The organism is Clostridium sp. X (assembly GCF_055755365.1).
The window spans coordinates 2,609,911-2,634,211 of record NZ_CM146912.1; the positions used below are offsets into that span (position 1 = coordinate 2,609,911).

At 29.6% G+C, this 24,301-nt stretch carries 22 protein-coding genes; 1 reads left to right on the plus strand and 21 read right to left on the minus strand.

Features of this window, described 5'->3' with window-relative positions; all coding sequences use genetic code 11:
- Window positions 1-27: 27 nt before the first annotated feature.
- The 18 genes from rnpM to ACX0KU_RS13265 form a co-directional block, all read right to left on the minus strand.
- Window positions 28-306, minus strand: a complete 279-nt coding sequence (gene rnpM, locus ACX0KU_RS13180) for an RNase P modulator RnpM (RefSeq protein WP_472990437.1) — start codon at window positions 304-306, stop codon at window positions 28-30.
- 27 nt (window positions 307-333) lie between these two features.
- Window positions 334-1,380, minus strand: a complete 1,047-nt coding sequence (nusA, locus tag ACX0KU_RS13185) for a transcription termination factor NusA (RefSeq protein ID WP_472990438.1) — start codon at window positions 1,378-1,380, stop codon at window positions 334-336.
- A 12-nt stretch (window positions 1,381-1,392) separates the two neighbouring features.
- Window positions 1,393-1,854 carry a ribosome maturation factor RimP gene (rimP, locus tag ACX0KU_RS13190; RefSeq protein ID WP_472990439.1) on the minus strand — a complete coding sequence of 154 codons (462 nt, stop codon included), beginning with the start codon at window positions 1,852-1,854 and terminating at the stop codon, window positions 1,393-1,395.
- Between the two features lie 220 nt (window positions 1,855-2,074).
- Window positions 2,075-6,403: a PolC-type DNA polymerase III gene (locus tag ACX0KU_RS13195; protein WP_472990440.1), complete on the minus strand. Its 4,329-nt coding sequence runs from the start codon at window positions 6,401-6,403 to the stop codon at window positions 2,075-2,077.
- Between the two features lie 65 nt (window positions 6,404-6,468).
- Entirely contained in the window at window positions 6,469-7,518 is a 1,050-nt protein-coding gene (gene ispG / locus ACX0KU_RS13200) for a flavodoxin-dependent (E)-4-hydroxy-3-methylbut-2-enyl-diphosphate synthase (protein WP_472990441.1), read from the minus strand.
- 19 nt (window positions 7,519-7,537) lie between these two features.
- Window positions 7,538-8,560, minus strand: coding sequence for an RIP metalloprotease RseP (gene rseP, locus ACX0KU_RS13205; RefSeq protein ID WP_472990442.1), 1,023 nt, complete (start codon window positions 8,558-8,560; stop codon window positions 7,538-7,540).
- Between the two features lie 15 nt (window positions 8,561-8,575).
- Window positions 8,576-9,733, minus strand: coding sequence for a 1-deoxy-D-xylulose-5-phosphate reductoisomerase (gene dxr, locus ACX0KU_RS13210; RefSeq protein ID WP_472990443.1), 1,158 nt, complete (start codon window positions 9,731-9,733; stop codon window positions 8,576-8,578).
- A gap of 16 nt (window positions 9,734-9,749) precedes the next feature.
- The gene (locus ACX0KU_RS13215) at window positions 9,750-10,736 is read right to left on the minus strand and encodes an AI-2E family transporter (protein ID WP_472990444.1); all 987 of its coding nucleotides are present in this window, start codon (window positions 10,734-10,736) and stop codon (window positions 9,750-9,752) included.
- A gap of 3 nt (window positions 10,737-10,739) precedes the next feature.
- Window positions 10,740-11,540 carry a phosphatidate cytidylyltransferase gene (locus tag ACX0KU_RS13220; RefSeq protein WP_472990445.1) on the minus strand — a complete coding sequence of 267 codons (801 nt, stop codon included), beginning with the start codon at window positions 11,538-11,540 and terminating at the stop codon, window positions 10,740-10,742.
- Between the two features lie 10 nt (window positions 11,541-11,550).
- Complete coding sequence (locus ACX0KU_RS13225; RefSeq protein WP_472990446.1) at window positions 11,551-12,312, minus strand: isoprenyl transferase; 762 nt, start codon at window positions 12,310-12,312, stop codon at window positions 11,551-11,553.
- An 83-nt stretch (window positions 12,313-12,395) separates the two neighbouring features.
- On the minus strand, window positions 12,396-12,953 hold the full coding sequence (gene frr, locus ACX0KU_RS13230) for a ribosome recycling factor (RefSeq protein ID WP_472990447.1): 558 nt from the start codon (window positions 12,951-12,953) through the stop codon (window positions 12,396-12,398).
- Window positions 12,954-12,968: 15 nt separating this feature from the next.
- On the minus strand, window positions 12,969-13,679 hold the full coding sequence (gene pyrH, locus ACX0KU_RS13235) for a UMP kinase (RefSeq protein ID WP_472990448.1): 711 nt from the start codon (window positions 13,677-13,679) through the stop codon (window positions 12,969-12,971).
- A gap of 110 nt (window positions 13,680-13,789) precedes the next feature.
- Window positions 13,790-14,710: a translation elongation factor Ts gene (tsf, locus tag ACX0KU_RS13240; RefSeq protein WP_472990449.1), complete on the minus strand. Its 921-nt coding sequence runs from the start codon at window positions 14,708-14,710 to the stop codon at window positions 13,790-13,792.
- Window positions 14,711-14,740: 30 nt separating this feature from the next.
- Window positions 14,741-15,442, minus strand: a complete 702-nt coding sequence (gene rpsB, locus ACX0KU_RS13245) for a 30S ribosomal protein S2 (protein ID WP_472990450.1) — start codon at window positions 15,440-15,442, stop codon at window positions 14,741-14,743.
- Between the two features lie 210 nt (window positions 15,443-15,652).
- Entirely contained in the window at window positions 15,653-16,432 is a 780-nt protein-coding gene (gene codY, locus ACX0KU_RS13250; RefSeq protein ID WP_472990451.1) for a GTP-sensing pleiotropic transcriptional regulator CodY, read from the minus strand.
- A 246-nt stretch (window positions 16,433-16,678) separates the two neighbouring features.
- Complete coding sequence (gene topA / locus ACX0KU_RS13255; RefSeq protein WP_472990452.1) at window positions 16,679-18,757, minus strand: type I DNA topoisomerase; 2,079 nt, start codon at window positions 18,755-18,757, stop codon at window positions 16,679-16,681.
- A 54-nt stretch (window positions 18,758-18,811) separates the two neighbouring features.
- Window positions 18,812-19,891, minus strand: coding sequence for a DNA-processing protein DprA (gene dprA, locus ACX0KU_RS13260; RefSeq protein ID WP_472990453.1), 1,080 nt, complete (start codon window positions 19,889-19,891; stop codon window positions 18,812-18,814).
- A 48-nt stretch (window positions 19,892-19,939) separates the two neighbouring features.
- On the minus strand, window positions 19,940-21,463 hold the full coding sequence (locus ACX0KU_RS13265) for a YifB family Mg chelatase-like AAA ATPase (RefSeq protein WP_472990454.1): 1,524 nt from the start codon (window positions 21,461-21,463) through the stop codon (window positions 19,940-19,942).
- Window positions 21,464-21,642: 179 nt separating this feature from the next.
- On the opposite strand from ACX0KU_RS13265, the gene ACX0KU_RS13270 reads away from it, so the two are divergent.
- Window positions 21,643-22,011 carry a YraN family protein gene (locus ACX0KU_RS13270; protein WP_472990455.1) on the plus strand — a complete coding sequence of 123 codons (369 nt, stop codon included), beginning with the start codon at window positions 21,643-21,645 and terminating at the stop codon, window positions 22,009-22,011.
- A 38-nt stretch (window positions 22,012-22,049) separates the two neighbouring features.
- Here ACX0KU_RS13270 and ACX0KU_RS13275 read toward each other — a convergent pair whose 3' ends face one another.
- The 3 genes from ACX0KU_RS13275 to rplS all read right to left on the minus strand — a co-directional run bounded on the left by ACX0KU_RS13275 (window position 22,050) and on the right by rplS (window position 24,147).
- Window positions 22,050-22,841 (minus strand): ribonuclease HII, encoded by a 792-nt coding sequence (locus tag ACX0KU_RS13275; RefSeq protein ID WP_472992456.1) that lies wholly within the window; start codon window positions 22,839-22,841, stop codon window positions 22,050-22,052.
- Window positions 22,842-22,870: 29 nt separating this feature from the next.
- Window positions 22,871-23,713: a ribosome biogenesis GTPase YlqF gene (gene ylqF, locus ACX0KU_RS13280; protein ID WP_472990456.1), complete on the minus strand. Its 843-nt coding sequence runs from the start codon at window positions 23,711-23,713 to the stop codon at window positions 22,871-22,873.
- An 86-nt stretch (window positions 23,714-23,799) separates the two neighbouring features.
- Window positions 23,800-24,147, minus strand: a complete 348-nt coding sequence (gene rplS, locus ACX0KU_RS13285) for a 50S ribosomal protein L19 (RefSeq protein ID WP_472990457.1) — start codon at window positions 24,145-24,147, stop codon at window positions 23,800-23,802.
- Window positions 24,148-24,301 lie beyond the last annotated feature (154 nt).

The window sequence follows — 24,301 nt, forward strand, 5'->3', positions numbered from 1 at the left end:
CACCCCCGACAATTCTTCTAATAATTTTTAATTTTCAACTTCACTTTCAAGTATTTCATTTTTTAATCTTTCATAAACTTCTTCACTAATTTTAACACCAAGATTTCTTTCGAGACGCTTTGTTTTAACAGCTTCCTTAAGACAATCATTATTTCTACAGATATAGGCTCCTCTTCCAGGTTTCTTCCCAATTAAGTCTATAGATACATCATCATCTTTACTTTTAACAACTCGTATTAACTCTTTCTTAGCTTTCATCTCAGAGCATCCAGTGCACATTCTCTGAGGTATCTTCTTTAATTTCATAGATAGAATTACCGCCTTTCTTAAAAGTTACCTAGAAATCTGTGATTGAGTTTTTATATCAATTTTCCATCCAGTTAACTTAGCAGCAAGCCTAACATTCTGACCTTCTTTGCCAATAGCCAAAGATAACTGACTATCATCAACTACTATTTTTGCAACTTTATTATCTACATCTATTTCTACATCTAGTACTTTTGCTGGACTCAATGCATTAGCAATGTACTTTTCTGGCAACTTATCCCATTTAATTATATCAATTTTTTCATTTTTTAATTCATTAACTATATTTTGAACTCTCATTCCTTTGGGACCTACACATGCACCAGTAGCATCTACATTTTCATCATTGGAATGAACGGCTATTTTTGTTCTTGATCCTGCTTCTCTAGAAATACTTTTTATTTCAACGACTCCTGTATATATTTCAGGTACTTCTAACTCGAAAAGTCTTTTCACTAAGCCAGGATGAGTTCTAGATACAACTATTTGAGGACCTTTTGTAGTATTTTTAACTTCAACTATATATAATTTTAATTTATCATTAAAGTTATATTCTTCTCCTGGCATTTGCTCAGTTGGCCCTAAAACAGCTTCTATTTTTTCTAAATCAACAAAAACATTACCTTTATCTTTTCTTATAACAGCACCTGTAATTATGTCATATTCTTTAGATACAAACTTATTGTATATTACTTTTCTTTCTGCTTCTTTTATTCTTTGAATAACTACTTGCTTTGCAGTCTGTGCAGCTATTCTTCCAAAACTTTTTGGTGTAACCTCGATATCTACTATATCCTCGAATTGATATCTAGGATCAAGTTCTCTAGCATCTTCTAATGAAATTTCATTTACACTAGACGGCTCCTCAGTTACCTTTCTTTGAACGTATACATGTAGTTCACCATTTTCTCTGTTTATAGATACTTTTACGTTTTGTAGATTTCCACCTACTTTAGCGTAATTTTTCTTGTATGCTGAAACCAATGCATCTTCAACTGTTTCAAATAATAAATCCTCACTTATGCCTTTTTCTCTAACAATTTCTTTTAAGGCTTCAATAAATTCTGCATTCATATTTAGACCTCCCTAAAACTCCCCTTTTAAGATAATTTTGTTTATCACATCTCTTGGAATGTTTATATTTAAATTTTCATACTCAATGACTATCATATTATCTTCAAAGCTTAATAATTTTCCTTCATACTTTTTACTACCATTAAGCAACTTAGACAATTTAATGACTATGTTATTATTTATGTATTTTTGAAGATGTTTATCATTATATAGTATCCTTTCAATTCCTGGTGAGGATACTTCAAGATAATAGCTATCTGTTATTGGATCGACTTCATCTAATAATTCACTGGTCTTTCTACTCACTTTTTCGCAATCTTCTAGAGATATACCTTCTGGCTTATCTATATATATCCTAAGATAATATTCCCCTTGTTCTTTTACATATTCTATATGATATAGTTCATAGCCTAGTGTTGTAGCTATTGGTTCTATCAAAGATGTCAATTTATCTATTAAAAAAGTATCTTTCATTATTTAACCTCCTTAACTATTAGTTTCCCTAATTTATTATTAAATAAACAAAACATTAATGAAAAACGCAACAAAATAGTTGCGTTTAAACAAATACAAAGAGTGGGTTTAAACCCACTCTTCTGCTAAAATTTATCTGCGAAATAACTCTATTTTATTTTAGCACACAAATAAAGCTATTTCAAGTGATTACCGGAAAACATTTCAGAGAATGGATATTTTAAAACAATGATAACTGATTTGTATCAGGTAAATCTTTTAAACATCCATGGTCATTTAATGTTTCTATAACAGGTTTTGATACTTTACTTCTTAATCTCATATCTTCTTTTGATATAAATTCTCCTTCAGATCTTGCAATAACAATACTCTTGGCTGCATTAACCCCTACTCCAGCTAAAGAACAAAGAGGAGGTCTTATAGCATTATCTTCAACTAAAAACTTTGTTGCATCTGATTTATATATATCCACTTTTAAAAATTCTATTCCTCGTTTATACATTTCATAAGCTAATTCAAGATTTGTTAAAAGACCTTTATCTTTTTGGGAAGCATTATTACCTAACTGGTTAATCTCATCCATTTTCATTTTGATAGCATCTTCTCCTCTAACTATAAGATCAGCATCAAAATCATCTATTCCTCTTACAGTAAAATATGCAGAGTAATATGCAAGTGGAGAATAAACCTTGTAATACGCAATCCTTACGGCCATCATAACATATGCCACGGCATGACCCTTTGGGAACATATACTTTATCTTTTTACAAGATTCTATATACCAATCTGGAACTTGATGTTCTCTCATAAGTTTTTCATGATCTTCAGAGACACCCTTACCTTTTCTTACCTTTTCCATTATATTAAAAGCATCTTTAGGTTCCAAACCCTTATATATAAGATAAACCATAATGTCGTCTCTTGTTGAAATACAGTCTTTTAACGTTGTATACCCTTCTTTAATATAATATTGAGCATTATTAAGCCATACATCTGTCCCATGAGATAACCCAGATATTCTAACTAAATCAGAGAAGGTTTTTGGTTGAGTATCTACTAACATTTGTCTTACGAATTTTGTTCCAAACTCTGGAAGTCCATAACTTCCAACAGCACAGTCTAAATCTTCCTCACTTATACCTAATGCATTAGGCGAAGTAAAAAGACTTAAAACATTTTCGTCACCAAGAGATATAGTAGCAGGATCAAGTCCTGTCAAATCTTTAAGCATTCTTAAAACTGTTGGATCATCATGTCCTAGTATATCTAATTTTAATAATCTACCACTTATTGAGTGATAATCAAAATGAGTGGTTATAATATCAGTATTAACATCATCCGCCGGACGCTGTATAGGACAGAAATTAAATATTTCGTTATCACTTGGAACTACCATTATACCGCCTGGATGTTGTCCAGAAGTCCTTTTTACTCCGGTGCATCCAAGAGTAAGTCTTTCAATTTCTGCTTGAGAAACTACTAGATTTTTTTCATCTAAATACTTTTTAACAAATCCATAGGCTGTTTTATCAGCTATAGTTCCAATAGTCCCTGCTCTAAAAGTATATCCCTTACCAAAAAGAACTTCTGTGTATTTGTGAATATCTCCTTGATTATCTCCTGAAAAGTTTAAATCTATATCGGGTTCTTTATCTCCATCAAATCCTAAAAAGGTTTCAAAAGGAATATCATGCCCATCTCTTATATACTCTTCCCCACATTCTGGACAATTTTTTAATGGTAGATCTGCCCCTGATGAAACAGATCCATCTGTAAAAAACTCACTTCCTTTACAACTAGGACATACATAATGAGGTGGTAATCCGTTAACCTCAGTAATATTACACATAGTAGCTACTAATGAAGATCCTACTGAACCTCTCGATCCTACTAGATATCCATCAGATATTGATTTAGCAACTAATTTGTGAGCTATTAAATACAATACAGCATATCCATTACTTATTATTGAATTTAATTCTTTCTCTAGTCTTTTTTGCACTATTTCTGGCAGAGGATTTCCGTATAGAGAATAAGCTTTGCTTAGAGTCATTTCTCTTATTTCATCATCAGCACCTTCAATTTTCGGCGGAAAGGTTTCATCTGGTATAGGTTTAATATTATCAATGACATCTGAAATTTTTTGCGGATTATATATAACTACCTCTTTAGCTTTTGCTTCGCCTAAATATTCGAATTCTTTAAGCATTTCACTAGTAGTTTTAAAATATAAAGGTGGCTGATTTTCAGCATCAGAAAATCCTTGTGCTTTCATTAATATTTCACGGAACTTAGCATCATGAGAATCAACAAAATGTACATCACCAGTGGCAACAACGGGTAATTCATTTTCCTCCCCAAGTTTGCATATTCTTTTATTTATCTCTCTAAGTTGATCCTTACTCTTTACATTTCCTTTATGTAGTAGAAACTCATTATTAGCTATTGGCTGTATTTCTAAATAATCATAAAAGTTAATTATATCTTTTAAATCTTCATCACTTTTCCCTTCTAATATAGCTTTATACAATTCACCAGCCTCACATGCTGAGCCAATTATTAAGCCTTCTCTATATTGTTCAATTAAGCTTTTTGGCATTCTAGGCTTTCTATAAAAATAATCAAGGTTTGAATATGAAATCAACTTATATAGATTTTTTAGACCTACCTGATTTTTTGCAAGTATTATAAGATGATAAACAGGCAACTTTTTTATATCTATATTCCCTAAAAACTCTTTATTCAAATCAGATAATGAAGTTAGATTTTTCTCTTCTAGCAATTTAAAGCATTTAGTAAGTATTTCGGAAGTAGCTTTTGCATCATCTATAGCTCTATGATGATTTTCAAGTGAAATATCTAGATGCTTAGCTATAGTATTTAATTTATACTTATTTAATTCCGGAAACATAAACTTAGCTAATGGAATAGTATCCATAATAGGATAATTAAATTCAATATTATATTCACAACACTTTTTTCTAATAAAAGATGTATCAAAATTTGCATTATGAGCTACTAGTACAGTTCCTTTTACAAATTCCATAAACTTAGGCAGTATCTCATAGATAGATTCTGAATCTTTAACCATATCATTACTTATACCTGTAAGTTCAGTGATATTATAAGGGATCTTTATTTCAGGATTTACAAATGTACTAAATACATCTATTACTTCTCCATTATGTATCTTAACAGCTCCGATTTCTATGATTCTATCAAAACTACTAGAAAAACCAGTTGTTTCTAAATCAAATACTACAAAAGTATCATAAATAGTTTGATCATTAACATTTGTAGTAATAGGAATTCCATCATTAACAAAATAAGCTTCTACTCCGTATAGTACTTTTATATTATGTTTCTTAGAAGCTTCCATAGCGTCCGGAAAGGCCTGAGCTACGCCGTGATCAGTTATAGCTACCGCTGGATGTCCCCACTTGGCAGCACGAGCAATCAAAGATGATGCAGAGGATAATCCATCCATAGAACTCATTTGTGTATGTAGGTGGAGCTCTATTCTCTTTTCTTCACATGTATCCATTTTTTCAATTTTTGTGGTTTTAATTATATCTCTAGCCATTAGAACTACTTCTTTAGAAAAAGAATCATAAACAGCCTCTCCTCTAATCTTACAATATAGTCCTACTTTTAATTCATCTATTAATTCCTCAGTTTCTTTTGGTTTAGGAAAGCACTTAACAGTTATCGAACTTGTAAAATCTGTAATATATATAGAAATTATTTTTCTGCCCGATTTAGTTTCAACTATTTTTATCTTAAATATATCTCCACAAACAGTTACAATTCCAGAAGTATCATCTATAGAAAGTATATCGGTAATTTCTCCAGAAGCATCTTTACCAAATATAGCATTAGGATTTTTTGCAACTTTCTTTTGTGTAAAATCAGTTTCAGAAGAATTATTTCTTTGTTCTTTTTTCTGAGAATTAGATATTTCTTCATTTCTATTAAGTATCTTCTTTTCTTTTAGTACAGATTTTATTATTGCATTTTCTTCATTGTCTTTATTTTTAAAGTAATTGCTTTTCTTTAACTGAGCATCATAACTTAGATTTATTATGGACTTAAGTCCGAACATATCTTCAATAGTATTTTTCAATAAAATTTCAATCTGTTTATTTTTAAGTAGTTTACAAAGAAATTCATCTCCAATATGTAGTTTAATAACATTTTGTTCAATATACTTATGACAATTATTTAATACTTGTTTAGATATTGGAACTATTAATGAAACACTTTCTACTATTACATTCCAGTATTCATCTATAACTTCTCTAAGTGTTACATTAGAGAGGTCTCTGTAACACACTAAATCGATATTTTCAAAGTGGCTTAACTTTTTTAGGATAATATTTTTTATAGTTTGTTTTGTATCGCCACTTAATTCATCAATAGATTTTAATATAATTTTTAATTTATTACTTTTAGTCAAATATTGAATTCTAAGTATCTCTATATTTTTTTCGAAAATGGTTTCATCTTGTCCTATCTCATTTTTTAATATTTGAACTAAACTTACATTCATATAGGTTCCTCCCAATACACTGGATAAGTTTGTAAAAATACATAAGGCTATGAAGATTCATAGCCTTATGTATTTTCAATTTCATTAATTAATTCGTCTATTAACTCTTCTTCTCTTACCTTTTTTATAATTTTACCCTTTTTAAAGATAAGGCCCTCTCCAGTACCAGCTGCAATACCAAAATCTGCATCCTTGGCCTCACCTGGCCCATTTACAGCACAACCCATAATAGCAATTTTTAAGTTTTTGGTACAGTGTTTAAGTCTTTCTTCTGCTTCATGAGCTAAACTTATCAAATCAACCTTAGTTCTTCCACAGGTGGGACAGGATATAAATTCTATTCCTTCGTTATAATATCCTAGAGACTTTAATATTTGTTTTCCTACTTTAATCTCTTCAATAGGATCACTCGTTAAGGATACTCTTATAGTATCACCTATGCCCTCAGCCAAGAGAGCTCCTATACCTACGCTTGACTTTATTGTGCCTCTCCATAGCGTCCCCGATTCGGTAACCCCTATATGTAGAGGATAGTGAAGTTTTTCAGATATAAGTCTATAACTTTCTATCATTTGAACAACATTAGAAGATTTTATAGAAATTACAATATCATCGAAATTTATACTTTCTAATATATTAACATGCTTTATTGCACTTTCAACTAAAGCATCTGCGCAAACTTTACCATATTTTTCGAGTAAATCTTTTTCCAAAGAACCCGAATTCACCCCTATTCTAATAGGAATTCCTCTATCTTTTGCAGCATTTGCAACTAATTTTACCTTTTCAATACTTCCGATATTGCCAGGGTTTATTCTTAGTGCGGCAACCCCATTCTGTATAGATTTAAGAGCAAGTTTATAATCGAAATGTATATCTGCAACTACTGGAATATTTACACTTTTTACTATTACTCCCAAAGCTTCCGCTGCTTCATCATCAAGTACAGCACATCTCGTTATATCACAACCAGCTTTTTCAAATTCTTTAATTTGATTAACTGTTTCAATAATATTTCTAGTATCAGTATTATTCATTGATTGAACACTAATAGGTGAATCTCCCCCAACATAAATATTTCCGACTTTAATCTTTTTTGTTTTTCTTCTATCCACAAAAGCCATCCCCTAAATTTTAAAGTTTTATTGGATATAATACATCTTTAATCGTTACTAAAATCATTAAAAGAAGAAGTAACGCAAATCCAATAGTGTTAATTACTCCAATTTTGTCTTTATTGATTTCTTTTCTGGTTATAACTTGGTATAAAGATACAGTTATCCAAAATCCATCTAATGCCGGAAAAGGCAATAGATTAAAAATAGCAAGTTGAATACTAATAAAAGCTGAAAAAGATATTAAATTTATTATTCCAGCTTGAGAAACGGCATATGTAACTCTCATTATTGTAACCGGTCCCCCAACATCATCCTTTGTAGCTTTCCCTTTAAAAATCATTCCTAAAGACAAAAAAGTTTGTTTAATTGTAGAACTTGTTTGTTTAAATCCGTACTTTATTGATTGTGATATTGGAGGATCAGAAATTAGTGTTGGTGCAACTCCAATCATATAGGTATTACTTTTATTATCTAACATAGGTAATAAGTTTGTAGATATCTTCTGATTATCTCTAATAAGTGTCATATTTAATGGGCTTCCTTTAGACATTGCTATCTGTGTTACTAAATCATCCCAAGTAGATATTTGAGTATTATCAATTTGTATAATATTATCTCCAGGTTTAATACCGGCCTGCATAGCTGGGCTTTCCTTTACCACATCACTAACAATTGGTACTAAATATCCTCTTAATGAACTTACAATAGAAAATAGTAGTATAGCTAAAATAATGTTCATTATAGGTCCAGCAGCAACTATACTTAATCGTCTTATAGGAGGTTTATTAGAAAAAGCTCGAGCATCAATACTCTCTCCTTCTTCACCCAACATTTTTACATATCCACCAATAGGTACTGATCTTATGGAATATAGTGTCTCTTTACCTTGAATTCCAAACAGTTTAGGCCCCATACCTATGGCAAATTCCTCCACCTTTACTCCGTTGATTTTAGCTAAAGTAAAATGACCTAGTTCATGAATTATAACTAGTATACTAAAGGCTAATACTACAAAAATGATATTTAAAATAACACTCAATATTTACCCCTCCATTTATATAGCATATTTATCTATAATAAAATTTCTAACCATCTTATCGGTTTCTAGTATGGTTTCTAATTCTAAAATAGGATTATTTTCAAATTTATTTAAACTCTCTTCTATTATATCTATTATTTGCAAGTAACGTATTTTATTATTCAAAAATAAATCTACAGCAATCTCATTTGAAGCATTAAAAATTACTGGCATTGTTCCACCAGATATTCCTACATCATACGCCAGTTGCAATCCTCGAAAGTTTATTTTGTCCGGTTCATAAAAAGTTAACGAATTAATTTTAGAGAAATCTAATTTTTCTATTATAAGACTTTCTCTTTTAGGATAATTAAGTGCATATTGAATTGGTAATCGCATATCAGCATTTGCAAGTTGAGCGATTATACTTCCATCTTTATATTCTACCATAGAGTGAATGATACTCTCTGGATGTATGATAACATCAATATGATTATATTCTAATCCAAATAGCCAATGAGCTTCTATAACCTCTAAACCTTTGTTTATTAATGTAGATGAATCTATAGATATCTTTTTACCCATATTCCACTTCGGATGTTTCAAAGCAATTTCTGGAGTAACATTAATTAAATCATCCTTGTTCATTCCTCTAAAAGGTCCACCAGAAGCAGTTAAGATAATTCTATCAACAGATTTAGTTTCATTACCTTGAAGACACTGAAAGATTGCTCCATGTTCAGAATCTACTGGCAATATATTCACTCCATATTTTTTAGCCTCATTCATAACTAGTTCTCCACCAGCTACTAGAGTTTCTTTATTAGCAAGAGCTATATGTTTTCCCGCTTTTATTGCTTGTAGCGTAGGAATAAGACCTACCATACCCACAACAGATGTTACTACCATATCTACTTCTGGATGAATTGATATTTGAATCAAACCTTCCATACCTTCAAGTATATTGATTTTTATTTTATTTTCAATACAGTACTCTCTAACTTTACTATAGGTTTCAGGATTAGTTATAGCTACACATTCTGGCAGGAATTCTTTTATAATACTAACTGTAGTATTAAAATTACTATGTGCTGAGAAAGCTACTAATTTAAAATTCATATTTTGGTGTCTTATTATATCAAGTGTTTGAGTTCCTATGGAACCAGTAGCTCCTAAAATTGCAATATTTGTCATATGATTAACTCCTATCTCAAGTTGAAAATATTATTTCCTTTGTTACTATAATAAAAAGAGGTGCCATGAATATTCCTATAAATCCAAAGCTAGTTATACCAATGTATATCGCTAAAATAAGTATTAAAGGATGAATCTCTAATTTATTGCTGAGAAACTTTGTTTCTGCTATTTGTCTGGTTATCTGCAGTAATATATATAATAAAATTAAACCAAAAGCAATAATTTTGTTATTATTTATAATATTATATATAATTAGAGGAATAAAGACTATTATATTTCCTATATACGGTACAATATCTAATATTCCACTTATTATTGCTAAGAAAAAAGCATTATTTATATTCAAGGCAATTAATCCAAAAAAGATTTCTAGTGTGGTTGCTATCACCAAAATCAACTCTATTTTAAATATATTATTAATTTGACTAATTTTATTTCTAATTTTTAATAAATAATTATTAGGGAAAACCCGTTCTATGGTATTAACTATAACATAACTGTCTACCAAAAGAAAATAAACGGTTATATTACTTATAAAGTATGATATTATACCCTGTGTTGTATAAATAGCTCCTTTTTTTATATATGTATTGTAAGAAATTTTAGAATAAAGATGCTTCATTTCACTATTAAAACTTAAAATATCAATCTTAAAAAAGTCATTAATACTATAAAATACATCTTGAATTTGTTGTACTAGCAATGAATAATTCTCTCTTACAAAATAACCAACATTATTTATAAATAGTTTCCCAATATAAAATATAATAAAAAAAATAAGTAAATTAATAATCAGTATACTCAATGCAGCACTGACATTTTTATTAAAAATTCTATATTTACATAATAAATTAAATATAGGTTTACAGGTTAATAGCATGAAGATGCTAATAACGATAGGTACAAAATAATATTTAATTATAATTGTAAATACCATAAATGCTAGCAAGACTATAAGACAATAGATAATTTTTGTATACGTATTTTGAACTTTAACCACTTATTACATCCCCATTATAAATGTTATATAATAATATACTACAAAGGATGCAAAAAGTATGCTATCAAATCTATCTAAAATCCCTCCATGTCCTGGAATAAGATTGCTATAATCTTTTACATCTACGTATCTTTTTATAGATGAGGCTACTAAATCACCTACCTGACAGAAAATACCACTAAACAGTCCGATCAATAAAAAATTAAAAACATAGATATCTATTCCTATAGAGTTTAAGATTAATCCATAGATTCCACAGGCAATAGAACTCCCTATAAGCCCTCCTATAGCCCCTTCAATAGTTTTCTTAGGACTTACTCTACTACAGAGTTTGTTTTTGCCAAAATGCTTGCCTACATAATATGCTGTGGTATCACATACCCAAGCCGATATAAATATAATCCAAATTAAATAATTTCCATATTCTTTATTATTTATTAACACTATAAAACTAAAGAAAATAGGCACATAAATATATCCCAAAATAGTTACAGATATATCTATAAAATTATATTTAGGATTTATAACAGGAACACTTAACATTATAAAAACAGCAAAAACTATCATTAAGAAAATCAAACTAAAATCTACTAATCCTCTAATTAAAAATATATAGTAAATAACACAAAGTATATATGTAAAGCTACTTAAAGGATTGATTCCTTTCTTTTTAACCGCATCATAAAACTCATACATTCCTAATATTGAAAGAATCATAACGAGTATTTCTAAATATAGTCCTCCTAGAAATAATACCATTATCAATGGTGATAAAGTCAACGCACCCAAATATCGTTTATCCATGTTTTCACTCCTATTTTATTCCGCCAAATCGCCTATCTCTATTTTGATAATCATAGATGGCCTTTATTAAAATTTCTTTATTAAATTCAGGCCACTTTACATTAGTATACCAAAACTCTGAATATGCACACTGCCATAGTAGAAAATTGCTCAATCTTTGTTCGCCTGCAGTCCTTATAATAAGGTCTGGATCTGGAACATCTTTAGTATATAAATATTTTGAAACTATATCTTCGTTCACTGCATCTATATTTAATTTTCCTTTTTCAACTTCTTCATATATTTTTTTCATAGCATTAATTATTTCATCTCTTCCACCGTAATTTAAGGCAAGATTTAAGACTAATCCTTTATTTGACTTTGTCTTATTATAAGCAGATATTAGAGCTTCTTGACACACAACTGGGAATTTACTTATATCGCCAATATGCTTAACTACTACTCCTTGAGAATTTAGTTCATCCAACTCTTTCCTTAAATATTCAAGCAAAAGCTTCATTAAAGCATTTACTTCTTCAGGAGGTCTTTTCCAATTTTCTGTAGAAAATGCATATAAAGTAAGATATTGTACGTTTAAGCTACTACATACTTTCACTATTTCTCTAATTGTCTCTACACCTACTTTATGCCCTAAAGTTCTGGGAAGATTTCGTTCTTTAGCCCAACGTCCATTTCCATCCATTATAATAGCTATATGCTTTGGTGTATTTTCTATGTCTATATTAAGTATTTCTTTATTCTTTTTTATTTTCAGATTAAAAAATCTTTTCATAACCCCTGCTCCATTCAATAAATTTATTAAAGTTTTAAAATACCTGCGTTATCGCAGGTATTTTAAAAATCAATAGTATAAAGTTATATAGACATTACTTCTTTTTCTTTTTCTTCTATAACACTGTCAACTTTCTTTATAAACTTATCAGTTAACTTTTGAACAGTATCTTCTGCTGTTGTAGCTTCATCTTCTGTAATCAGAGTATCCTTTTTTAGATTTTTTATCTTATCATTAGCATCTCTTCTTATAGATCTTATAGCTACTTTTGCATCTTCGCCTGCTTTTTTTACCTTTTTAACTATCTGTTTTCTTGTTTCTTCCGTAAGTTCTGGAATAATAAGTCTAATGACACTTCCGTCATTTGAAGGATTTAAACCTAAATCTGATTGTAGTATTGCTTTTTCTATACTTTTTAAAGATGTTTTATCCCAAGGCTGAATTAAAAGAACTCTCGGTTCTGGTGATGAAACTCCTGCTACCTGGCTTATAGGACTTTCACTTCCATAATACTCTATAGTTATTCTATCAAGCATACTTGGATTAGCTTTTCCTGCTTTCATTGAAGCAAAGTCCTTTTTTAATAAAGAAAGAGTTTTATCCATTTTTTCTTCAGATTTCTGTAAAATATCTTTAATCATTGTATTACCTCCCTATTATTTAGATACTATAGTCCCTATTTTTTCTCCCATTATTACTTTTTTTATATTATTAGGAGCATCAAGCCCAAATACTATTATAGGAATATCGTTATCCATACATAAAGATGTTGCAGTTGAATCCATTACTTGTAATCCCTTCTCTAAAACCTCTATATATGAAAGTTTATCAAACTTTTTAGCATCATTATATTTATTAGGATCTTTATCGTATACTCCATCTACTTTCTTAGCTAATAAAATTGCATCAGCTTCTATTTCAGCAGCTCTTAACGCTGCTGTAGTATCAGTAGAAAAGTAGGGGTTTCCTGTTCCAGCAGCAAATATAACAACTCTCTTTTTTTCTAAATGTCTCATAGCTCTTCTTCTTATAAATGGTTCAGCCACTTCATGCATAGCAATAGCTGTTTGTACTCTAGTCTTAACTCCCATATTTTCTAAGGAATCTTGTAGAGCTAGAGCATTTATACAAGTTGCTAACATACCCATATAATCTGCTGTTGTTCTATCCATCTCTTCACCATTTCTTCCACGCCATATATTTCCGCCACCAACTACTGCACCAACTTCAATACCCATATCTACTATTTCCTTAATTTCTTCAGCAATCCTCTGTGTTACACTAAAATCTATACCAAAGCCCTTTTCACCACTTAAAGCCTCTCCTGAGAGTTTTAACATAATTCTTTTATATTTTGATGAACTCATAATATTATTATACCTCCAAAATTCCAAAAATTACAGATTTTCATACACGTTACTTGTCTTAACTTTAAAAAAAGAGAACACCTAGTGTTCTCTTTATTAACTTTTACTCATTATATTTTGTTAATTTGTCTTTGAACTTCTTCGGCAAAATTTTCTTCTTTCTTTTCTATTCCTTCTCCTCTTTCAAATCTTACAAATTTAGAAAGAGTTATAGGTGCACCAACTTCTTTTGCTTTTGCATTAAGCAATTGAGTTATAGTTAAGTCAGAATTCTTAACCCAAACTTGATTAACTAAGCACACTTCTTTAAGATATTTTTGAACTCTACCTTCAACCATCTTATCAACTATTTTTTCTGGTTTTCCTTCGTTAAGAGCTTGAACTCTATATATCTCTTTTTCTTTATTAATTTCTTCTTGATCTACATTATTCTCATCTAAGAATAATGGGTTCGTTGCTGCAACTTGCATTGCTATGTCTTTAGCTAAATCAAATAATATAGCATCTTCTTTTTCACAATTTAATTGAACTAATACACCAATTCTTCCTTCTCCGTGTATATATCCATTAATTGCTCCACTTTCTAATGAAAGCTTTTCAAATCTTCTAATATTCATGTGTTCGCCAAGTTTTGCAACTAAAGCTGTCAATGCTTCTTTTACAGTAATTGAAGCATCTTCTATAAATTTGTTTTCTAACAACTCATCAACACTTGAAACATTGCTTTGAGCTACTTGTTTTGCTATAACATTTGCAAATTTAACAAATTCCTCATTTATAGCAACGAAATCTGTTTCACAATTTACTTCTAGTACTGCAGCTGTTTTTTTGTCATCAGATATGTATGTAACTACGATACCCTCTGCAGCTACTCTTCCTGATTTTTTAGCAGCCGCTGCTAACCCTTTTTCTCTTAAGTATTCTATAGCCTTTTCTTCATCACCATTTGTTTCAGCTAAGGCTTTTTTACAGTCCATCATTCCTGCACCAGTTTTTTCTCTTAAATCTTTAACCATTTTTGCAGTAATCAAGCTTATTCCTCCTAACATGTTAATTTTAAATTATTCAGCTAATTGTTCGCCTTGTCTTCCTTCTATTATAGCATCAGAAATTTTTGCAGTAATTAATCTTACAGCTCTGATAGCATCATCATTTCCAGGGATTACATAATCAACTTCATCTGGATCGCAATTTGTATCAACTATAGCTACAACTGGGATTCCTAAATTTTTAGCTTCAGAAATAGCATTCTTTTCTTTTCTTGGATCTACAACAAATAATGCACCTATATTGTTTGCGTCCATATCTTTGATTCCGCCAAGATTTTTTTCTAATTTCTCTTTTTCTCCTCTTAGCTTTATAACTTCTTTCTTTGGAAGCAATTCGAATGTTCCATCTTGTTCCATAGTTTCTAATTGTTCTAATCTTCTTATTCTAGTTTTTATAGTTTTGAAGTTTGTAAGCATTCCACCTAACCATCTGTTGTTAACAAAATGCATATTTGCTCTTATGCTTTCATCTTGGATAGCTTCTTGAGCTTGTTTTTTAGTACCTACAAATAAAACATCTTTTCCGTCTAGAGCAACACTTCTTATAAAGTCATATGCTTGCTCAACTTTCTTTACAGTTTTTTGTAAGTCAATGATATATATACCATTTCTTTCTGTAAATATGTATGGAGCCATTTTAGGATTCCATCTTCTTGTTTGGTGTCCAAAATGAACGCCCGCTTCTAATAATTGTTTCATTGAAATTACTGCCATTAAAAATACCTCCTATTGGTTTTTTTCCTCCAAAGTCTTCTTATGATAAACCCTATATCAAGGCACCATATCATAAATTAGACAATGTGTGTTTTTCTTCCTTATGTAGTATAGCACATGGTTTATTGGCATTCAACAAAAAATAATATTTTTTTTGTTTTTAATAGATAAAGAATAGGGATAATCCCTATTCTTTATCTATATAATTTACTATTTTATCTTTTTTAATTCATCTAACAACTTTTTATTTAAAATTTTTATGTGTGTTCCTTTCATACCTAAAGATCTAGACTCGATTACTCCTGCACTTTCAAATTTTCTTAAAGCATTCACTATGACAGAACGAGTAATTCCTACTTTGTCAGCTATTTTTGATGCTATTAAAAGTCCTTCAGTTCCATCTAGTTCATTAAATACATGCTCTACAGCTTCAAGTTCAGAGTAGGACAACGTGCCAATAGCTAGTTGTACAACAGCTTTTTTTCTAGCCTCTTCTTCTATTTCATCATTTTTAGCTCTCAAAATTTCTAATCCCACAATAGTAGCACTATACTCTGCTAAAACGAGATCTTCATCAGTAAATTGTTCATCAAATCTTGTAAGATATAATGTACCAAGTCTTTCCCTAGTACCAATTATAGGAACAATAGTCGAAAGTTTTCCTTCGATTTCTGCTGGCTTTGCTTCATCAAAAGAAGATTTGCCGTCATTTTCATAATTAGCTAATGTTTCGTGAATAGCAAGAAGTTTAGAATTAAAAATTTCAGGGAATTTCTTTTCAGATAACACTTTCTGTTTGATACTATCACATTCTACTCCGTTGAAAAATCTATGTTCTAATATTTTACCTCTTCTACTTATTATATATACATTAGATTCTAATACTTCACTTAGTGTAGCACATATAGTATCAAATGCAACTGGTTCAGCCCCTGTAGTTTGCAGTATTTTGTTAAGTCTTCGTATTTTATTCAATAATTCTGAGGCCATTTTTATCTCTCCTTTTAAACTATTATCAATAAAAATATTTCTAATAGTATTACTAAAATTACTATTGTTAAAATATTTAGAATTGTTTTAATCCTTAATTTAAGGATAGCATAGTAATAATAACATTTCAACAACATAATCCTTTAATTCGACATACTTTTTAAAAAAATAGATTAAGATTTATTTTATATACAATATATCTATAATAAAATACTATTGAATCTATTTTGCTATTTTAATAGTATTTTATTCCTCTAAAATGACATTTTTACACTCTTTATTTGAGCATTCTAAAAATTTACCCTTTGTTTTATTTTCTTTTTTAACCATAAAACTATCACATTTGGAGCATTTTTTTTCAGTAGGCTCAAACCAACTTACAAATTTACACTCTGGATAATTTCCGCAACCATAAAATTTTCTTCCTTTTTTGCTCTTTCTTAATATAACTTTTCCACTACACAAAGGACATTTAACATCAATCTCATCTAGCATAGGTTTTGTGTTTTTGCATTCCGGATATCCTGGACAAGCTAAAAAATCGCCAAATCTGCCGTGCTTTACTACCATAAAGTTTCCACATTTATCGCACTGAATATCAGTGGGTTTATCTTCAATAGTTATTTTAGCTATTTCTTTTTCAGCAATTTCTATAATTTCAATTAGTGGAGAATAGAATTCGTCTACTACTTGTTTCCAGTCACCTTTTCCTTCTTCAATATAATCTAGCTTATTTTCCATTTCAGCTGTAAATTCTACATCTACAATTTTTTTAAAGTATTCGCTTACGATATTATTTACTATAAATCCTAATTCTGTTGGAATAAGAGTCTTTTTTTCTCTCTCAACATATTTGCGATCTAAAAGTGTAGATACTATAGGTGCATAAGTACTAGGTCTACCGATTCCATTTTCTTCTAGCGTTTTTACTAAACTTGCTTCAGAATATCTTGGAGGTGGTTGAGTAAAATGCTGTTTTAAATTAATATTTTTATTTTTTAATAATTCTCCATTTGTTAATTCAGGCAATATCGTCGATTCTTCTTCTTCATCTAAAATATAATCATAGACTTTCATAAAACCTTCAAATTCGATAGTAGATCCACTAGTTTTTAAGATATAAAGTCCATTCTTTACATTTACCGTTACAGTATTCATAACACAATCTGACATTTGACTTGCAATAAATCTCTTCCAAATTAAACTATATATCTTATACTGCTCAGGTCTTAAGCTATCTTTAATCTCTTCAGGAGTTAACTCAATATAAGTTGGTCGTATAGCTTCATGAGCATCCTGAATATTTTTTTTTCCTTTATAATTGCGCTCAGATTCAGGTATATACTTATCTCCAAATTTACTTGTAATATATACTTTTGCATTGTCTTGTGCTTCCTTTGATATACGAACTGAGTCTGTCCTCATATAAGTAATAAGACCTATAGTTCCATGTCCTTTTATATCTATACCTTCATACAATTGTTGAGCAATAGACATAGATTTTTTAGTTGAGTAGTTTAATTTTTTATAGGCATCCTGTTGAAAAGTACTCGTTGTAAACGGCGGCAGAGGTTTGCGATTTTTTCTAGACAACTTTATGTCTTTTATTATGAAATCATTTTCCAGAAGTTCGTTCTTTATTTCATTACTAACTGATTCATTTATTATCTCTATTTTTTTATTATCTTTTGAATGAAGCTTTACAATAAAACTTTTAGCTGCTTTTGCACTAATAAGTTCGCAGTCGATTGTCCAATATTCCTTTGGTTCAAATTTTTGTATTTCATCTTCTCTGTTGCATATCATATGTAGAGCAACTGATTGAACTCTTCCAGCACTTAAGCCCCATTTAACCTTTTTCCATAGAATTGGACTTATTTTATATCCAACCAGTCTATCTAAAACTCGTCTAGCTTGCTGCGCGTCTACTAGACCCATATTTATCTGCCTTGGACTTTTTATAGCAATCTTTATAGCATTTTTAGTTATTTCATTAAATTCAATTCTACATTTATCACTTTGATTTAGTTTTAAAGCCTCAGCAAGATGCCATGAAATTGCTTCGCCTTCTCTATCAGGGTCTGTTGCTAAAAACACTTTTTCACTTTTTTTAGCTTCTTTTCGTAGCTCATTAAGCAAGTCACCTTTACCACGTATTGTTATATATCTAGGATTATAGTTATTTTCTATATCAACACCTAATTGACTTTTAGGTAAATCTATTATATGTCCCATCGAGGCTTTTACAACATAATTTTTCCCTAAGTATTTACCGATTGTCTTAGCTTTAGCTGGAGATTCTACTATAACAAGTTTCTGTCCCATCTTATCCCCTCCCACAAAATTAAAATAATTAATGTTTCCATTAATATATTAACTTTAAATCTGTTTATTATTCCTTACATAATAGTTTCCACTCAAACTCATTATTTCATTTTTTAGCTGTAATTCAAATAATACCTCATATAATTGTTTAATGTCAATCTTTGTTAGCCTTAAAACATCATCAAAATGTATTGGATTGTTACTTATATGCTTATATACATTTTTTTCATTAGGTCTCATTTCTGAAATATTTAAACTTATTTTACTCATATTTTTAAAATTTAATAGTTCAAAAACATCTTGAACATCTGTAAATATGTAAGCACCGTCTTTTATTAGCCTATTTGTACCTTTACATTGATCTGAAAAAACATTTCCTGGTACTGCAATGACATCTTTACCTTGATCTAATGCAGCACTGGCAGTTATTAATGAACCGCTCTTTATTCCAGCCTCAACAACAATTAAAATATCACATAAAGATGAGATAATTTTATTTCTTATAGGAAAATGAAAGGGTAATGGCTCTATACCTGGAAAAAATTGCGAAATTACACACCCGTTATTTATTATACTATTAAATATCTTTTTATTTTCTTTTGGATATATAATATCTAATCCAGATCCTAACACTGCGCAATTATATGCGTTATTGTTAACAAATGCTGAATGAGCTATAGTATCGATTCCTTTTGCCATTCCGCTTATTAAATTAATATCATTTCTATATAACTGTTCACAAATTATATTAGTAATATTAACTCCATAATTTGTACAATTTCTTGATCCTACAATAGCAACATTATATTCATCATTTAATTTTTGAATATTACCCTTATAAAATAACATATAAGGAGAATCTTCATATTGTTTCATTCTTTTAGGATAGTTTTCATCTGTAATTACAGCAGTTTTAATATCTTTTTTAATAATATCATTCTTAATATAAGAAATCATTTCCTTATCCCAGGCTTTTCTGAGAATTACTTTCATTTTCTCATCTATAAATTCATTATTTTTATCATGTAAACTATGATACCATATTTTTTCAACACTTTTAAAATTATTTATTAATTTGTTTTTTGTTATATAATTTAATTTTGATATTGCAAACCATATTTCATAATCATTCATGGGAATCTCCTCTTATTCTTTACATCTTATTTAGTGCTTTAAACTTAGTTATATAATATTTTTTTCTAAGAATTTTCTATACTGCAGTGCCTCAATTAAATCTTCTTGTTGTACTTCTTGACTCTGTCTTAGATCAGCAATAGTTCTTGCTACTTTTAGTATTCTACTGTAACTTCTCGTGCTTAAGTTAAACTTTGTATATATTTTTTCTATTATCTTATTAGTATTAAAATCAACTTTACAATATTTTTTAATATGTTTTTCATTCATCTGAGCATTACAGTAAATACCGGCATCATTAAATCTTTGTTTTTGAATATTTCTTGCCATTTCCACTCTTAAACGTATATCTTTAGAACTTTCCCTTTGGGTTTGTATATTTAAATCTTTGTATGATACCGAATTTACATATGTAAAGATATCAATCCTATCCAGTATTGGACGTGATAATTTGTTTAAGTATCTGTTTCTTTCATATTCACTACAAGTACAATCTTTTATGTTACTTCCATAAAAGCCACATTTACATGGATTCATAGCTCCAATTAACATAAAATTAGCAGGATAGGATATACTCCCTGTGGCTTTACTTATTTTAATTCTTCTATCCTCTAGTGGCTGTCTTAGAACCTCTAAAGTCTTCGTATTAAACTCTAATATCTCATCTAAAAAGAGAACTCCATTATGTGCTAAAGAAATTTCCCCTGGCATTAGTTTATTTCCACCTCCAACCAATGCTATCTGAGACGAAGTATGATGAGGATTTCTAAAAGGTCTTTCCTCAATCAGGCCTTTTATTCCCTCTAGATTACCAGATATACTATAAATCTTAGTAACTTCTAAGGATTCGTTATAATTTAGCGCCGGAAGAATAGTTGATACTCTTTTAGCTATCATAGTTTTGCCACATCCAGGCGGACCAAACATAAGCATATTATGCCCTCCTGCCGCAGCAACTTCCATTGACCTTTTACAACTTTCTTGACCAATGACATCACTAAAGTCTTCTTCATATAAACTATTTCTTTTATTTTTATGAACAACTTTATAAGGTTGTAAATCTTCATACTTAAGGAAATTTACTACTTGGTTCAAATTATCAAATGCATATACACTAGCACTCTCTATAACTGAACATTCATCAGCATTTTCAGTAGGAACTATAAACTTTACAACTTCACATTCTGTACTATCAATAACAATAGGCAAAGCTCCTTTTACTCTTTTTAGTTCTCCAAATAAGGATAATTCCCCCATGAGTAAATATTCCTTCATATTATATGTACTTATTTGATTAGTAGCTAATAGTATTGCAATTGCAATAGGAAGATCAAATAAAGATCCCTCTTTTTTCAAGTCACCAGGAGCTAAGTTAACAGTTATCCTACTATTAGGAAATTCAAATCCAGAATTAATTAGTGCAGATCTAACCCTATCTTTAGACTCTTTAACTGATGTATTAACAAGTCCCACAATATTAAAGTTTGGCAATCCACGAGTTACATCTACTTCTACACTTACCATATTTCCATTAATACCTGTAAAAGTAGCAGAATTAATTTTGACAGCCATTATAATCACCTCTATAGGCATTATTGACATATTAAAATTTTATATAAGTAGAGTATAAAATTTTTGTTTACATTTATATTTGGTTTACATAATCAAAATTATGTAAACATTTCTACTTAATACTATAATTATACTATTATGGCTATACTATTAGATATTCTTAATTAGGAGTGGATATAATGAGCCGATATAATAAAATTATTGGAAATTATGGAGAAAATATTTGTGAAGAATACTTAATTAAACATGGTCACAAAATACTTCATAGGAATTTTAGATGTAAATTAGGCGAGCTAGATATAATAAGTAAAATTGAAAGTTCAAATTGTATTTGTTTTACTGAAGTAAAAAGTCGTTATACTCATACTTATGGAACTCCTTGTGAGTCAATTACTTATAAAAAAATTCTTCGAATCAGAAATATTGCTCAGTATTATATAATAAAAAATAATTTAAATAATTTTAATTTTAGATTTGATGTAATAGAAGTTCTATTTAATATAGAACATAATAACTACTCTTTAAATCTAATAAAAAATGCTTTTTAAACATAAAGACTAACTACGAAAGTAGTTAGTCTTTATGTTTAAAAAGCATTTAATATATTTTTTAAAAAACTTATTCTATGTAACTTTGTATAGCCATAGCTTTTAATTGCATCTATGTGTGATTTTGTGCCATATCCTGAATTTTTATCGAATCCATACTGAGGATAAATATTACTGTATTCTGTCATTAAATTATCTCTATAAACCTTAGCTATTATAGATGCACAAGCTATGCTAGCGCTTTTTACATCTCCTTTAATAACAAATTCATTTTCTATAGTACAATCTTTAATTGCGTATCCATCTGATAGAACCAATGAGGGTTTAACATTGAGGCCCATAACTGCTCGTCTTAGAACCTCATTATTACACCAAGCAATACCTTTTAAATCAATTTCTTCATTACTTATTTCAGCTATATTATAACAGAGTGCTTTCTCTTTAATCACTAAACTTAATTCTTCTCTCATTTTTATAGAAAGTTTTTTTGAATCTTTAATTTTTAAAATTAAGTCTCTATCATCTATACAGTTTAAATTTAAGATTACAGAAGCAGCCACAATAGGTCCTGCTAGAGGGCCTCTTCCAACTTCGTCTACACCTGCTAAATATGTGTACGTTTTGAATTGTCTATCAAAATCATACATACCTGTAACTCTTGATAATTCCTTTTCTCTATCAATTAAAAATTTATGTATAACACTACTTAAATTTTTTACGGTTTGTCTATTATCATTTTTTAGAGCTTCTAAAATTAGCTTATAGTCATCTTCTAAAATATCTTCTTTTAAAATATTTTTTACCCAGTCTTTTACTTCCTGAGATTTCATTTCTTTTAAATCAACTTTCACTATTTAAATCACGGCCTTTCAAGGGATATTGGACCTAATTTACCACCCCTGAACTCATCTAAGATTAGAACTGAAACTCTATTATAATCTATATTTCCTCCAGACATAACAGCCCCTCTTTTTTTAGCTATATTATCCATATTCTCTAATGCATCTTCACTTAAATCTTCTAATTTATATCTTTCTTTAAGTCTCTCTGGATAGAATTCTTGAAGTCTTTGTATCAATTTAAAAGCCAGAGTTTCTATGTCCATTATTTCGTCTTTTATAGCTCCTGTAAATGCTAAACTTAATCCGACTTCCTCATCTTCAAATTTAGGCCATAATACCCCAGGTGTATCAAGAAGCTCTATCCCTATATTTGTTTTAATCCATTGCTTACTTTTAGTAACTCCTGGTTTATCTCCAACCTTAGCCCTAGCATTATTAGCCATTCTATTTATAAAAGATGATTTTCCTACATTTGGTATACCTACTACCATAGCTCTAGTAGTGATATTCATTATACCTTTAGCTTTTAATCTATCATGTTTTTCTTTCAATAAAATATTCAAAATATTTTTTATGTTATTTAAACCTTTCCCATTTAAACTATTTACATTTGTTACTTTTACTAATTCCTTTGAAAGTAAAGATATCCATTTTTGAGTTACATTTTCTTCAGATAAATCACTTTTATTTAATAGTATAATCCTTGGTTTATCCTTACAAATTTCATCAATCTCTGGATTTGCGCTTGACTTTACTATTCTTGCATCCCTAAGCTCAATTACTGCATCTACAAGCTTTAAGTTCTCTTTAATTTCTCTTCTAGTTTTAGCCATATGTCCCGGAAACCAATTTATTGACATATAAAACAACCTCCTTTACTTCTTAAGTTTACACAAGTTAATTTTTTTATACATAAATAAAAAAAAGGACTCTTCAGTCCCATTTTTTATCTAATTAATTCTTTAACTTTTGCTGCTTTACCCACTCTGTCTCTTAAGTAGTAAAGTTTAGCTCTTCTAGTTTTACCTCTTCTTACTACTTTTATTCCTTCAATCACTGGCGAATTTATTGGAAATGTTCTCTCAACTGCAGTACCGTAAGCTACTCTTCTTACAGTAAAAGTTTCTCTTATTCCACCATTTTGTTTCTTTATTACTGTTCCTTCGAAAGCCTGAATTCTTTCTTTCGCGCCTTCTTTGATTCTTACATCAATTCTAATAGTATCTCCTACATTGAATGGTGTTAAATCACTTTTAATTTGTTCAGCTTCTATTTCTCTTATTATATCTAACATGTGCATTCCCTCCTTTAAAGTATTTTCGACGTTCATATCCTATTTAATCATTTGATAGAGGACCGTCCGTACTAGCACAAAGCATATTTTATCATAGTTTTATTCTTCGTTCAATAGATTTATATATTATTCTACTATATATATTATAAAATAA